The 13,617-nt window shown below is 53.7% G+C and carries 12 protein-coding genes; 4 read left to right on the top strand and 8 right to left on the bottom strand.

Annotated features, from left to right (window positions below; translation table 11 throughout):
• Positions 1-4: 4 nt before the first annotated feature.
• On the top strand, positions 5-1,399 hold the full coding sequence (gene hemG / locus H5P30_RS17640; protein WP_343075451.1) for a protoporphyrinogen oxidase: 1,395 nt from the start codon (positions 5-7) through the stop codon (positions 1,397-1,399).
• A 143-nt stretch (positions 1,400-1,542) separates the two neighbouring features.
• Complete coding sequence (locus H5P30_RS17635; RefSeq protein WP_185694231.1) at positions 1,543-2,445, top strand: glutathione S-transferase family protein; 903 nt, start codon at positions 1,543-1,545, stop codon at positions 2,443-2,445.
• Positions 2,446-2,461: 16 nt separating this feature from the next.
• Here the strand turns inward: H5P30_RS17635 and H5P30_RS17630 are convergent, their stop codons facing one another.
• A complete protein-coding gene (locus H5P30_RS17630; RefSeq protein WP_185694230.1) occupies positions 2,462-3,193 on the bottom strand; it encodes a class I SAM-dependent methyltransferase in 732 nt (243 codons plus the stop codon).
• Between the two features lie 155 nt (positions 3,194-3,348).
• Between H5P30_RS17630 and H5P30_RS17625 the strand changes: the two genes are divergently transcribed.
• The gene (locus H5P30_RS17625) at positions 3,349-4,254 is read left to right on the top strand and encodes a transposase (protein ID WP_246459921.1); all 906 of its coding nucleotides are present in this window, start codon (positions 3,349-3,351) and stop codon (positions 4,252-4,254) included.
• Positions 4,255-4,403: 149 nt separating this feature from the next.
• Entirely contained in the window at positions 4,404-5,579 is a 1,176-nt protein-coding gene (gene tyrS / locus H5P30_RS17620) for a tyrosine--tRNA ligase (protein ID WP_185694228.1), read from the top strand.
• Positions 5,580-5,598: 19 nt separating this feature from the next.
• Here tyrS and H5P30_RS17615 read toward each other — a convergent pair whose 3' ends face one another.
• From H5P30_RS17615 to ribB, 7 genes are all read right to left on the bottom strand, one after another.
• Positions 5,599-7,602: a glycosyltransferase gene (locus H5P30_RS17615; protein ID WP_185694227.1), complete on the bottom strand. Its 2,004-nt coding sequence runs from the start codon at positions 7,600-7,602 to the stop codon at positions 5,599-5,601.
• Complete coding sequence (locus H5P30_RS17610) at positions 7,599-9,149, bottom strand: glycosyltransferase (protein WP_185694226.1); 1,551 nt, start codon at positions 9,147-9,149, stop codon at positions 7,599-7,601. Before H5P30_RS17610 ends, H5P30_RS17615 begins: the two co-directional genes overlap by 4 nt.
• Positions 9,150-9,285: 136 nt before the next feature.
• The gene (gene aroB / locus H5P30_RS17605) at positions 9,286-10,380 is read right to left on the bottom strand and encodes a 3-dehydroquinate synthase (RefSeq protein ID WP_185694225.1); all 1,095 of its coding nucleotides are present in this window, start codon (positions 10,378-10,380) and stop codon (positions 9,286-9,288) included.
• Between the two features lie 193 nt (positions 10,381-10,573).
• Complete coding sequence (ftsY, locus tag H5P30_RS17600) at positions 10,574-11,509, bottom strand: signal recognition particle-docking protein FtsY (RefSeq protein WP_185694224.1); 936 nt, start codon at positions 11,507-11,509, stop codon at positions 10,574-10,576.
• An 18-nt stretch (positions 11,510-11,527) separates the two neighbouring features.
• Positions 11,528-12,004 carry a transcription antitermination factor NusB gene (gene nusB, locus H5P30_RS17595; RefSeq protein ID WP_185694223.1) on the bottom strand — a complete coding sequence of 159 codons (477 nt, stop codon included), beginning with the start codon at positions 12,002-12,004 and terminating at the stop codon, positions 11,528-11,530.
• A gap of 4 nt (positions 12,005-12,008) precedes the next feature.
• On the bottom strand, positions 12,009-12,473 hold the full coding sequence (gene ribH / locus H5P30_RS17590; RefSeq protein ID WP_185694222.1) for a 6,7-dimethyl-8-ribityllumazine synthase: 465 nt from the start codon (positions 12,471-12,473) through the stop codon (positions 12,009-12,011).
• On the bottom strand, positions 12,470-13,615 hold the full coding sequence (gene ribB, locus H5P30_RS17585; protein ID WP_343075450.1) for a 3,4-dihydroxy-2-butanone-4-phosphate synthase: 1,146 nt from the start codon (positions 13,613-13,615) through the stop codon (positions 12,470-12,472). The genes ribH and ribB overlap by 4 nt, the downstream gene beginning before the upstream one ends.
• Between the last annotated feature and the right edge of the window lie 2 nt (positions 13,616-13,617).

The raw sequence follows: 13,617 nt of genomic DNA, 5'->3' as shown, positions 1-13,617 counted from the left end.
CCACGTGGATACGGCAGAGGAAAATAGGGCCGATTTCGTTGTGATTGGCGGCGGAATATCGGGTTTGGCAGCAGCTTGGACAGCTGGGGCTGCAGGTGCGAAGACAGTTCTGCTGGAACGTTCGGATCGGTTTGGGGGTAGCTTAGTGACGCATCGAGATGCTGGATACTGTGTCGAAGGCGGGCCTCATACTCTCCTCGTCAATGATCCTGATCTGGAAGACTTTCTTCGAAAGTGTGACCTTTGGGACCGGGCAATAGAATCGGGTGATTCTGCGGAGAAACGTTTTGTCGTCAGAGACGGGGAGCCGGTGGCTCTGCCGAGCTCTCCGGCGGGGTTTTTCACGAGCTCCTTTCTCTCTGTTCCGGGGAAACTGCGAATGATGATGGAGCCTTTTTGGCACGGAAAAGCACCCGATGGAGAAGAAGCGATAGGGCCGTGGGTGGAGCGTCATTTTGGGCGCGAAGTTCGTGAGGGATTAGCGGATCCTTTTATCTCCGGGATTTATGCGGGAGATCCGGAGAAAATCAGTGTGCAGGCCGCTTTTCCCGCCTTGGCAGAGATTGCGGCAAAGCATCCCTCTCTGGTCCGTGCGCTATTCAAAAAGCGTAAGGAAAGCAAAGAGAGTGGGGCGGAGCGATATCCGCGGCGGATGATGTCCTTCCCCGAAGGCCTTGGTGAAATGGTGGGGCATTTGGTTCGCAAAGGGAATTTTGATGGACTCTCCGGTGTGAGGATTCGGTCGATCGACCGCGAGAAACAGGGGTGGCGGATTCGCTATCGCATGGGGGCGGGAACCGAAGTGGATACGCTTCGTACGGCCTCTCTTCTGGTTGCTGTCCCTCCAGCAATTCTGAGCGAGCTACCGTTTGAGGAAGAGGCACGGCAAGTCCTCTCGGCCTTTGCCGAAGTTGAGTCGCCTCCGGTGACCACATTTTCAATCGCGTTTAAGAGGGAGGATGTTGCACATCCTCTGGATGGTTTCGGGATGCTCTGTCCCGACCGGGAAAAACGAAAAATACTGGGAATTCTCTTCGATAGCTCCCTCTTTCCCAATCGGGCTCCGGATGATGAGGTGCTGTTGTCTGCCTTCCTCGGTGGAGCGAGATCGCCTGAGCGTGCAAGGCACGATACGGAAAGCTTCTTGAAAATCGTGAAGAAGGAATGCCGTGAGCTCCTCGGGGCGACTGGCGAGCCGACCTTTTGGAAATCGACCTTTTGGCCGAGGGCCATTCCTCAATACAATTTGGGCTTTCGGGATCTGGTGAAGAGTCTCGATGATTTAGAGGCGAGATCTGAGGGCCTGACGTTTGCGGGAAACGCCCGTGATGGAGTCGCGCTGGGAGCTTGCATCCTCTCCGGGGTAAACCGGGCAAAAGACTTGCTGAAGAAGTCTTGAGCTGTCCGCGGGGGGCTTTCGGGAGATCCCCTTAGAGTTCGAGAAAGCCCTTGGTTGTGTGGGGAGCCATTTGACCAAAGGTCGTTTTATACCATGTTTCGATGCATGGATAATCTCGATTTAATCGTCGCAAGGAGGAATTCATGAGTCAGGCGCAGTTCCCAGAGGAAAGTGATGGCCAAGGAGGTTCCTTTGAGAGGCAGGAAGATGCGTTTCGGAGTACTGAGGTTCATCCCGAGCCGGGTCGTTATCACCTCTACATTTGCAAAGCCTGTCCATGGGCGCATCGGACTTGGATCGTCCTCCGGGAAATGGGATTGGAGCCGGTGATCGGGGTATCATTCGCGGATCCGATTCGGGATGAAAAAGGTTGGGCTTTCCGAGAAGGAAAGGGGCATGGCAAGGACGATGCCGAGGGCTTTTCCTATCTGGCCGAGGCGTATAAAGCGTCAGATCCCAATTTTTCCGGGAGAGTCACCGTTCCCGTTCTCTGGGACAAAAAAGAAAAGCGGATCGTGAACAACTCTGAGGATGATATCTGCCGATTGCTGGCAAAAGATTTCCGCGATCTTGCCTCCTCCCCGGTCGATCTGTTTCCCGAAGACCTTGACAAAGAGCAAGCCGCACTGAGCCAGACCATCTACGAGAAAATCAATAATGGGGTCTATCGAGCGGGATTTGCGACTCAGCAAGATGCTTACGAAGAGGCTTTTGAATCCCTGTTCCAAGCACTCGGAACGGTTGAAGAAATCCTGTCCGAGGGAGGACCTTACCTTTTTCGGGATCGCCTAGTGGAAACAGATTGGCGCCTCTTCTGCACGCTCGTCCGTTTTGATGCAGTCTATCACGGCCATTTTAAATGCAATCGGCGAAAGATTTCCGAGTATCCCTATTTACAGATGCATTTGGAACAACTGTATCACAGGCCGGGAATCGCGGAGACGGTCGATTTCACGCAAATCAAAAACCACTACTATCGAACTCATAACGAAATCAATCCTACGGGAATCGTTCCCCTCGGCCCCGAATTAATTTGGGCGCAGTAGCGATTGATGGACGCTCTTAGGAGCGGATTCCGCCAAAAGCGGCAAAGCATGAGTTCTTATGAAGAACTTCGACATTTTGGAATCCCACCTTTTTCAGCAGGTCAAGTTGCCAGAGTAGCGGGCGAGGGGAGTCTTCTTTTTCAATGTAGGCAAACACCTTCTGCCGATATTCGGGTCCACCGAGGGATTCGAGGTATTCTCCGTATCGTTCCCACATCAGGTTCTGCACAGTGGGAATGCTATGATGGACCAGATCGACAATCCAAATCCCGCCTCCAGGTCGGAGAAGCCGGTAAAGTTTCTGAAAGGCATTCTCCCAATCGGATGAGTCTCGCAGGTGATGGAGGACCGCAGCCGCCAAGATCACATCATAAGAGCCTTCGGGAAAATCGAGAGTCCGAAAATCGCCTGCGAACATCTGAACGGGTCCTCTCCCAAGAGCAGAAACCCTTTCTCGAGCTCGATCCAGCATCGGTTGACTTAAATCAGAGAGATGGCAGGAAATCGGTCCCTCAGTTTCCTCCATCAACTGTAAAGAGTAGTTCCCAGCTCCACACCCAATATCCAAGATCTGACTGATTTCGGGAGTCGCGGACGCGGCAACCTTGCAGGTAACCTCCATTGCAAGCTTCGCATCAATAGTGGCAGTCTGCCCAGTCTCCAGCCGAGAAAACCGATCAACATCGGAATCGAAACGTTCGCGTATCTCTGCAAGAGAGGATTTCTCACTGATTTTTACTCGGTTCATTCTTCTCACTATGCTTCTTAAATTTGGTTCCTACAATAAACTTACGAGTTGTTTTATATAACTGTTTTAAAATCATTGACTAGTTTCTATAGTTCTGAAAAGTAGGAGTTATGGCTAGGCGCAAGGCATCGGATCAATTGTCGTACCATCATCTGATGAGTCGGACCGTGAATGGGGAGGCGCTTTTCGGCGATCGGGAGAGGGAGGTTTTGCGGAAAATGATTTGGCAGGTGGCCGAGTTTTCTGGGGTTCGGGTGGTTACTTATGCGGTGATGAAGAACCATTTCCATATTCTGGCGGAGGTGCCGCCGGAGAATACGGAAGTTTCGGATGCGGAGTTGGTTCGTCGGTATCGGAAGTTGTATCCTAAGCCTACTCCCTGGAATCCGATGCCCGCTGAGGTTTTGGAGGGACATTTGAAGGATAACTTTCTTGATGGGAGGGAGTTGCGTAAGGAGCTTACCCGTCGGATGCATGATGTTTCGGAGTTTATGCGGACCTTGAAGCTTCGTTTTACGCTTTGGTTTAACCGGTCGCGGGATCGGTTTGGTCCGCTTTGGTCCGCTCGTTTTAAGAGTGTTTTGGTGGAAGGGGATCGTTGGGCACTCAGAACGGTAGCGGCCTATATTGACTTAAATGCAGTTCGAGCCGGGTTGGTTTCGGATCCTAAGGATTATCGGTTTTGTGGGTATGCGGAGGCGCTTGGGGGCGGGCGCTTGGCTCGAGCCGGGCTCTCGGTTGTGGATAAGGACCTGGCGGGGTATCGGCAGACTTTGTATGGGGCTGGCGGTGGTGAGAAAGAAGGGAAAGCGTCCATTTCTCACGAAGAAGCGGTGCGGGTTTTGCAAGAGGAGAAGGGGAAGTTGCCTCTTTCCGTGGTATTGCGGTGCCGGGTTCGCTATTTTTCGGATGGGATGGTGCTGGGATCGGAGGACTTTGTGCGTCGGACCTTGAAGGATGAACCGGATGGGAAGCGGGCGCGAAGGCCTCATCCTCTGCGTGGGAGTGACTGGAAGGGGCTTGCCGTGGGGACTGGATTGCGGAAGGGGTTGTTTGGTTAGATTCGCATGGGCAGCATTCTGATTTCTGCTGGATGCTTTTAACGGTGTTCTTAGGCCGAAATTCGTATTTCTGATTTGTTGGCAGACATTCTGAGTTCCAGAGATTCCTTGCCAACATTATACCCTCATGGATACCTTTCACGGTTTCCATGAAGGCTTTTGATTTTGAAATTAACACCGAGAACGCAATCGGGGTGGACGAGTTGGAGGAGCGGATTGCTCAGGGCAAACGCTTGAAGGTTAAGCTGGGGGTCGATCCTACGCGTCCCGATCTCACTTTTGGGCACTTGGTGGTTTTCAACAAGCTCCGCGAATTTCAGGACCAAGGCCACGAGGCGATTTTAATCATCGGAGACTACACGGCGATGATTGGTGACCCGAGTGGACGGTCTTCGACCCGTCCGGTTCTGACTGCGGAGGATGTGAAAATTAATTCGCAGACCTATCTCGATCAGGCTTTCCGTGTTCTGGACAAAGAAAAGACCACTGTTCGCTACAACAGTGAATGGTTCGGGAAAATGGGATTTGCCGATTGTCTCGAGCTTTCGCGCAAGATGACCGTTGCCCGAATGTTGGAGCGCGACGATTTCTCCAAGCGGTACGCTTCGAACACACCTATCAGTATCGTTGAGTTCCTCTATCCGCTGATTCAGGGCTATGATTCTCTGATCCTGGATGCAGATGTTGAGCTTGGGGGGAGTGATCAGCTCTTCAATATGTTGGTCGGTCGCGCCTTGCAAAAGGACGCGGGCAAACCCGAACAAGCCGTCCTAACCCTTCCTCTCTTAGTCGGACTGGATGGATATCGCAAGATGTCGAAGTCTTACGATAACTACGTCTCTTTCAATGATTCACCTCAGGATATGTTCGGCAAGGTGATGTCGATTCCGGACGATACGATGTGGGAATATTATCGGCTCTTGCTGCTAACCGATGCTGAGGAAATCGCTCGTCGTAAGCAGGGCCACCCGATGGATGCGAAGAAGAATCTAGCTCAAGAGCTCGTCAGTCGTTTTCACTCTCCGGAATCGGGCGAGGAAGCTCTCCGTGGTTTTGAGCAGGTTTTCTCCCGGGGAGAGAATCCGGAGGATATGACTGAGGTTTCGATGAAGGAGCATTCGCTTTCCAGCGACTCGAAGTTGGTCGAGGCTATGGATGCTTCGGGCCTTTTTCCCAGTAAGAAGGAAATTATCCGTTTGATTGGGCAGGGGGCTGTGAAGCGTGATGGAGAGCGAATCGATGATCGGAATGAGCTGATCGGAGAGGTCGGTGAAGGTCAGGTCATTCAGGCGGGGAAGAGGAAGTTCTTCCGACTGGTTCCGTGACCTTCCCGTGGGGGGCGACTCATCCGTTGTAGTAGCGACGGTATAGGTTTCCGGCGATTGTCGCATGCCTGCCGAAGAGGGCGGCAATCCGAAAGCGAATTACGAGGCTGAAGACGAGTACGAGCCGGGAGAATTTATTACCCCGGCTCCACTTGTTCGATTCGGAACGGGTTTCGAGACCTAGGTAACAGGTCTCTCCAGCTCGCCGGATGAGCCGGCTTAGTTCGACATCCTCCATCAATGGGAATTGATGAAGGGTGGACCAGACACTTTTGAACTTACGCCGTAGGAACATTCCCTGATCACCCCAGTAGGATTCTCCCAAGACCGCTCGGCCTTCATTTAAGAATTCGACAAGTGTCAGAGCGCAATTGCCGGGTGAGAATCGCTGGCCACATCCGCCTCCTGCAATCTCAGGTTCTAGATTGGAAATAGATTCGATTGCTTGAGGATGTAGTTCGCAATCCGCATGGAGGATTAGAATCCAGTCCGTATTGGAGGCAATGATGCCGGCTTGAACCTGTTGGCCGCGCCCTAGTTCAGACTGAAGGACCGGTACTCGATGGCGATCCGCAATCGCGATAGTCTCATCGGATGATCCACCATCGACAACGATGCATTGATGGGGCTGTTGAGAACTTTTTTTGATCGATTGGAGGCATCTTTCGAGAGACTGGCCCGCATTATAGGTGGGGATTACGATTCCTAAGCTCGTCTCAGTGAGAGAATCTGCTGCGGGGGAGACTCGGCAACGGCTACGTATCCGGTTGAACTCCCAAATTCCGATGAGCAAAAAAGGAAGCCAGATAACGGTTTCTGCTATAGGAGGAAGTTCCCAGTATCCCGTCTTGGCGTATTGGGGCCACACCAGGAAATAGAGCGCCTGAGACGCGCAAAGCCAGAGCCAGCTGAGCGAGGGTCGCAGGGCTACGAAAGGGAGGATCCAGGCCAAATACCAAAAGTGAATGACAGGGCTGCAGAGAATCAGGGCACAGAAGGATCTGCGGGCGATGCTGGCAGCGGCCCCTCCTTTATAGAAAGTCCATCCGAGGATGCTGAGGAAGAGAATGCCACCGATCGGCGGAGCTAAGTTCTCTGACAAATTTAGGGCCCTGAGGAGAAAGGGGATCAGGCCTTGAAAGGTTCCGCTGCCGCCAAATTCGGCAACAGAGCGGGTCCAGGCAGGAATTCCTCCTAGAAATGGAATCCATGGGATCAGGAGAACGCCGATTCCCAATGCAATGCCGCGGAATTGGCGTCGTAGGATCCAAATGGGTAGAATTATGAGGCTGATCAATTTGAACTGAATCGATACCGCCAAGAGCACCCAAGAGAGGCGAGAGCGTCCTGATTCCAGTGCGACGATCGATCCGACCAAAGGAAGAATGAATAACGAATCGTAGTGCGCCTCCCCAGCGAAAGAGAGGAGAGTAATTGGGTTTACCGCATAGAATAGCGAATAGGACAGGGGCAACCGACGTTTACGCAACAGAACGAGAACTAGGAAAATGGTCCCGAGATCGGCTAGAGAGAATATTACTTTCTCTGCGATTGGGGTTGTCTCGGGAGATGATATCAGGGCTAGACTACCGAATGTGAGTTGAGCCAAGGGGGGATAGATTGTGCCCTTGTCCTTATGATTCATCCTCTCCCAATCGGCATCTCGGAAGTTTGCGAGTGATGGATCATCAGCCGGTTGAGCAAATGGAATTTCTCCCGAGATCGTCAGTTTGCCTTCCCAGCGGTAGCGGTGAAGGTCGTCGCTGGCAGGGGCGGGAAAGAGAAGGAGGCGCAGGGCTACGCTGAGGCCCAGAATGAGGAGGATGCTTTGTTTCGGCTTAGTGGTCGCAAGAGGGAAGAAACCCCAGCAGAGGGTAAGTCCGATCCCCTGAAGCGCATATCCATAGACACGCCCGAGGGAGGGCGCTTCAACAGATTCGAGAAGAGAGAAGGGAAGGCAACCAACTGCCAAACAGATGGCTCCCGCTAGAAAGAGGATCCAGCGGAAAGATACGGAGTTCATCCCGTTGCGCCTGCGGACTGAGAGTTAGGTTGGGCCAATCCGTTTGAATCTGGCTGCGCGCGGAGAGGATTGGATTGGCGAATTTCGATAAGGGAACGGAACCCTACGAAAGAATATCCCAGAGTGTAGAGGAGAAGGAAGGGCGCGATCCCCCAAACACCGAGAATAATGTGAAGGAGGAGGGAGATCCCGCAGTAAATGGCGAGGAAGATTTCCGCCCAGATCACCCAAGAGGCTTTCGCTTGATACCTGATTTTATTGTTTGAGCCCTTTTTCGGGGTGCGGACAAATTCGCTTTGAATTCCTGCGAGGCCTTCGATGACGCCCCGGCAGTTCGATACGGAGATCCCCAAGCCGATCACGGTCAGGATCGGGAGGAAGAGAATCCGCTTAGGCCAATCTTTGGGGTAAAGGTGCCGTTGACTCACCACGTAGAGTGAATTGGGGCCTACTGCGGCGACAAAGATCGAAGCCACTCCAAAAATCCGTACGAGAATGCCGATCTGATCGGGTACGATGAACATCATCGGCAAGCTCATGAGGGCGATCAGGATAATGACAGGATGAATGCCGTAGTGGGTGAGGTGAAACAGGGCTTGGAGCCGAGCAACGAAACTGCGGCCAGATTTCCAAACTCGCGGATACAATTTCCGGGCAGTTTGGATGGAACCCTTAGCCCAGCGAAATTGCTGATTTTTGAAGGCAATGAAAGTGGAAGGCAGCTCTGCTGGGACCACCGCTTCTGATCGGAACGTAAGCCGCCAGCCCGCAAGTTGGGCGCGGTAGCTCAAATCCATATCCTCGGTGAGGGTATCGCCTTCCCAATTACCGCAGTCGTAGATGGCTTTCTTGCGCCAGAGCCCCGCCGTTCCATTGAAATTGAGGAAAAGGTCGTTGGATGCTCGGGCGGCCTGCTCGATGGAGAAGTGTCCGTCGATCCCGACAGACTGGGCACGGCATAGAAGGTTCTCTTTCGGGTTGAGGTGCGTCCATCTTCCCTGAACGAGAGCGAGATCCTTTTCATGGATGAGCAGAGGTAGCGTCTGCCGCATGAACTGGGGAGTCGGCACGAAGTCTCCGTCAAAGATTGCGACGTAGTCGCCCTGAGCTTCCTCCAGTGCAGCTTTCAGTGCGCCGGCTTTAAAGCCTTCCCGATTGTCTCGTCGAAACACTTCGACCCAATGACCTTTTTCTTTCAGAGTCGCAGATATCTGGTCGATCAGACTACAGGTCTCGTCGTTGGAATCATCGAGAACCTGAATCTGATGTCGGTCTTTGGGATAGTCGATTCCCGCGACGGCTTCCATGATCCGCGCGGCTACATTGAATTCATTGTAGAGAGGAATCTGGGTTGTGACGATGGGTAGGGAATCCGGGTGTGCCCACATCTCTTCGGCGAGACGATCGGCCTTCTCCGATTGCTTCTTGAGAAAGCGCTGTCCGCGAACAAAGAAGAAAACTTGCCAGTAGCAATTGAGACCATAGAGGAAGAGCACAGTTCCACATCCAATGTAGAAAGTGATCAGGAGCCATTCGATAAACTTCATAGAAAAGGGATTTAGAGCGAGCTTGCTCGGAGGAGCAGATCCCCTTCAAAGCAAATTCCGCGGCAAGGTCCGAGGTTGTGAAAAACGTTTAGAAAATAGATAGCTGGAAAATGGAGCTTTGACGGAAAAAGCTCCGTCAGCCTTGGGCGCCGAACTCGTGCCAGAGTTCACGAAGTAGGAATGAGTCAGCTGCCTCGACGACTCGGGATGTTCCGATCGACTCGAGGACAATCAGACGAAGTTTGCCTTCGCGCACCTTTTTGTCGCGAGCCATCGCGGTGAGAAGGCTCTCCGTATCGAGGGGCGACCGCAACTGGTCCGGAAGACCGTTGGTAATGATCAGTTTCTTGACCCGCTCGAAATTTCCTTTGGACAGGATACCAGTTTCTTCGGAATAGCGTACGGCCATGAGGAGGCCGATCGCCACGGCTTCACCATGGAGATATTCTCCGTATCCGGCAATGGCCTCGATTGCATGGCCGAAAGTGTGGCCTAGGTTGAGGAGGGCGCGACCACCCTCTGATGCTTGCTCGCGTTCGTCATCGGCAACGATATCGGCTTTGATTTGGCAGCAGCGGGCGACGAGATTCTCCAATACCGGAGAATCTGCGGTGATGGTGCCGCTCTTCTCCAGCAGATGGAAGAGATCTTCATCGGCAAGGAGGCCGTATTTGATGACCTCCGCCATTCCCGCGGAAAACTCGCGGATAGAAAGGGTTCGAAGAAATGGCAGCCAAGCGGAAACTCCCAGTGGTTGCTGGAAGGCCCCCGCCAGATTCTTGCCGGCGGGGAGATTTACCCCCGTTTTGCCGCCGACGGAGCTGTCCACCATCGAGAGGAGAGTTGTGGGGATCTGATAAAATTCGATCCCGCGAAGATAGATCGATGCGCAAAACCCAGCCAAGTCGCCCAATACGCCCCCTCCAATAGCGATCAGGAAGGAGGAACGATCCATCCCTTGGGTTGCCAGGAATTGAAGGAGATCTTCGGCCGTTTTCAGGGATTTTGACCTCTCCCCGACGGGCATGATCCAGCGGGGAATTTCCTCAAAAGCCTCATCCAGCATCGGCTGATGGTGTTCGAGAACTCCTGCGTCGACTGCGATAGCGCATTTGCGTCCGCTCCGGCGGTCACGGTTGAGGTGGGTTGATTCGAGGAGGCTTTCGAAGAGTTCGAAGCCAATACGAATCGGATAAGAGCGGTCGCCGAGTTTGACGGTCAGGGATTCCATTTGTTCCGTTCTAGCACGAAGCTGATTTTTGGCAATAGAGGTTTTGGCGGCACTTCCTACGGAGAATTGAGGTCAGGCTGTATTCGTCGACCGCTTCCTTAGGGGAGTTTACGAGCGTTGAAACTCCCGATTCGGGAAATTTTCGGTGATCTGACACAGCCTTTGGATGCAGCGATTCGCAGGGATCCGACAATCATTCCTCGCCGCTGGCGAAAATGGCTTCGCAGTATTCCTTGACGGAAAATGGCTGAAGATCTTCCGGTTGTTCACCGAGGCCTACGTAATAGATCGGAAGGTTCATCTCACGATAGATGCCGACGAGAGCTCCACCCCGACTGGTGCCGTCCAATTTCGTGATGACGAGGCCGGTGAGGTCAAAAGCTTCGTGGAAAATCCGGGCTTGCTGGATCGAGTTCGTACCATGGCTACCGTCGACGACGAGCCAGCGCTCTTCGGGCGTGCCTTCACGCTGTTTGCCGAGAACACGGCGAACCTTCTTCAACTCCTCCATGAGATTACTCTTCGTGTGGAGACGACCGGCTGTGTCGAGGACGAGAAGGTCTTTGTTGCGTTTTTGAGCGGCCGCAAAACTGTCGAAGGCTACGGCTGCGGGATCCGCCCCTTGATGACTGCCGATTATCTCAATATCGAGTCGATCGCTCCAGACCTTGAGCTGCTCATTGGCGGCCGCACGGAAGGTGTCGCAGGCACCTACGAGGACAGTGGAACCGGTCTCCTTGAAGCGCCAAGCGATTTTGGCGGAGGTGGTCGTCTTGCCGGATCCATTGACGCCGACGAGGGCAATGACAGAGGGGTGATTGGTGCCGGGTACGAAATTCCCCTCGGCCCCTTCAAGAATACCTTCGAGGACTCGGGCTCCGATCTCTGCCGCTTCCTTTCCGCGCAGGTCTCGGTTCTTTCGATATTCCTTGCGGATCGCTTCCATTACCTCTTCTGCGGTTTCAACACCGAAATCCGCGCCGAATAGAGCTTCCTCAATTGCATTCAGGGAGTCCTCATCCAGTTTGCCACGACTGAATACGCCGCCAACAGCGCTGGTAAAACCGCGGGTGCTCTTTTTGAGGCCTTCACGGAAACGACGGAAAAATCCTTTTTTCTCTTCGCTCATCGGAATCCAGGGGCTGGGTTATTCGGCCTCTCGCAGTGGGCGTCCGAGCTCGCTGGACATCCGGTCGAGGACTCCATTGAGGAACCGTCGGCTCTCCTGATTCGAGTATTCTTTCCCGAGATCGATCGCCTCATTGATCGTCACCACCGGGGGGATATCGGACCGATGAAGGAGTTCGAAGCAGGCCATGCGCAGGATGGCCAAGTCCACACGGGCGATCCGGTCAAACTTCCAGTTGCTCGCGAGAGATTGGATTTTGGCGTCGATTTCTTCGAGGTTGCCTATCGTTCCGTGAATGAGTTCTTCCGCAAATTGGTAGTAGTCGCGTTCCTTCTCCTGAGTATCCATGAACCCCAATAGGAGCTCGGTGAGCGTATCGCCCCGATTGGATTCGTACAGGTAGAGGAATTGCATGGCCGCCACTCGGTTCTGACGTCGTCGCGAGGGCTTGCGCGCAGGCACGGAGGCTCCTTCTGGTTGTTTCTCGTTCGGCATGAAATTAAAGATCCAAGTTGGCCAAGGCAATGGCAGCCCGGGCGAATTCTGCTCCTCGGTCGACTTTGTCGCCCAAGCGATCAGAGGCTTGCTGTTCTGTCTCAACGACCAGGATTCCGTTAACCACGGGGACTCCGGTCGCGATGGAAATCTGTTGGAGGGATGACGCGGTGGTGTATCCGATCACATCGTGATGATTCGTGTCGCCGGCGATTACGACTCCGAGTCCAATCAGCGCATGGTAATCGGAGGATTGGGAGAGTCGGGAAGCGGCGAAGGGGATCTCCATCGCTCCAGGAACTCTCTCCACTCGAATCTCCGTTTGATCCACCCCGAGCTTCTCAAGCTCCTGAACGACTAGGTTGAGTAGCTTGTTTACGCGCTCACCATTATAGCACGCGGCGACGATACCGATACGGAGACCTTTGCCTTCCAGCTTTTGGTCGGAAATTGCTTGGTCAAAGCTCATTCAGATTCTTCTTGGTCAAAGTTATGATCGACGACTTGGACCTGCTCCACGATTTGCAGATCGTATCCCTCGAGAGCGATTGCCTTGCGCGGGCGGGAGGTGAGCAAACGGATTTTGCAAAGGCCGAGTTCAGAAAGGATCTGAGCTCCCATGCCATAGTCGCGGAAGTCCATCGGTGCACCTCCGAGGCCGTCTTGGTCGGAGAGTTGACCGGTCTTGGGATCAAGGCGAAATCCTCCGTTCGACTGTTCGATATATACGACGGCCCCTTTCCCTTCCTCAGCAATCCGCTTCATCGCAGGCCGGACCAGATTTTCGCGGAAGCTGGCTCCGAAGACGTCCGAGAGTAGGTTTTCCCCTTGGACGCGGACGAGCGTGGGATCTCCGTCGAGTTCTCCCATCGTAAGAGCGAGGTGGACACGGTTGTCGAGAATGCTTCGGAACAAATGGAGGTCGAAGGTTCCAAAGTCTGTTTCCACCTTCTTCAATCCGATCGGCTCCACCAATTTTTCCCGCTTGTGCCGATATTCGATCAGCTGGGCGATGGAGACCATCTTCAAGCTGTGTTTCTTCTTGAAGGCGAGGAGCTCCGGAAGCCGTGCCATCGTCCCATCCTTGTTCAGGATCTCGCAGATCACTCCGCTCGGGTGGAGTCCGGCGAGGGTCGCTAGATCCACTGCCGCTTCGGTGTGACCGGCGCGCTGGAGAACCCCGCCCGGACGGGAGCGAAGAGGGAAGATATGACCAGGCTGCACCAGCATGTCCGGAGTCGCATCCGGATTCGCCAGGATCCGGATGGTCTGGGCCCGATCATAGGCACTGATACCCGTGGAGATCCCCTCAGCGGCGTCTACAGACACCGAGAAATCCGTGCGATGGCTTTCCCGGTTGTCGACGACCATCTGGTTGATGCCCAATCGCGTAAGCTGATGGCTCAGGGTAGGGGCGCAGATTAGGCCGCCTGCCTCTTGGATCATCTGGTTGATGGCCTCGGGCGACACCTTAGAGGCCGCCAATACCAAATCACCTTCATTCTCGCGGTTCTCGTCATCGGTGACGATCACCATGCGCCCGGCAGCGATTTCCGCTATGGCTTCTTCGATGGAATCGAAGACATCCTCTGTGCTGGGATCTTCAGTCACTG

The sequence above is a fragment of the Puniceicoccus vermicola genome (assembly GCF_014230055.1).
In the GTDB taxonomy this organism is placed as follows: Bacteria; Verrucomicrobiota; Verrucomicrobiia; order Opitutales; family Puniceicoccaceae; genus Puniceicoccus; species Puniceicoccus vermicola.
Note: the sequence above shows the minus strand (reverse complement) of the source record. Positions and strands in the feature narration are given on the sequence as shown.

Coding starts and splice junctions, on each gene's coding strand:
- H5P30_RS17635 (WP_185694231.1), top strand. CDS start 1,543: ATGAGTCAGGCGCAGTTCCCAGAGGAAAGTGATGGCCAAGGAGGTTCC.
- H5P30_RS17630 (WP_185694230.1), bottom strand. CDS start 3,193: ATGAACCGAGTAAAAATCAGTGAGAAATCCTCTCTTGCAGAGATACGC.
- H5P30_RS17625 (WP_246459921.1), top strand. CDS start 3,349: ATGAGTCGGACCGTGAATGGGGAGGCGCTTTTCGGCGATCGGGAGAGG.
- tyrS (WP_185694228.1), top strand. CDS start 4,404: ATGAAGGCTTTTGATTTTGAAATTAACACCGAGAACGCAATCGGGGTG.
- H5P30_RS17615 (WP_185694227.1), bottom strand. CDS start 7,602: ATGAACTCCGTATCTTTCCGCTGGATCCTCTTTCTAGCGGGAGCCATC.
- H5P30_RS17610 (WP_185694226.1), bottom strand. CDS start 9,149: ATGAAGTTTATCGAATGGCTCCTGATCACTTTCTACATTGGATGTGGA.
- aroB (WP_185694225.1), bottom strand. CDS start 10,380: ATGGAATCCCTGACCGTCAAACTCGGCGACCGCTCTTATCCGATTCGT.
- ftsY (WP_185694224.1), bottom strand. CDS start 11,509: ATGAGCGAAGAGAAAAAAGGATTTTTCCGTCGTTTCCGTGAAGGCCTC.
- nusB (WP_185694223.1), bottom strand. CDS start 12,004: ATGCCGAACGAGAAACAACCAGAAGGAGCCTCCGTGCCTGCGCGCAAG.
- ribH (WP_185694222.1), bottom strand. CDS start 12,473: ATGAGCTTTGACCAAGCAATTTCCGACCAAAAGCTGGAAGGCAAAGGT.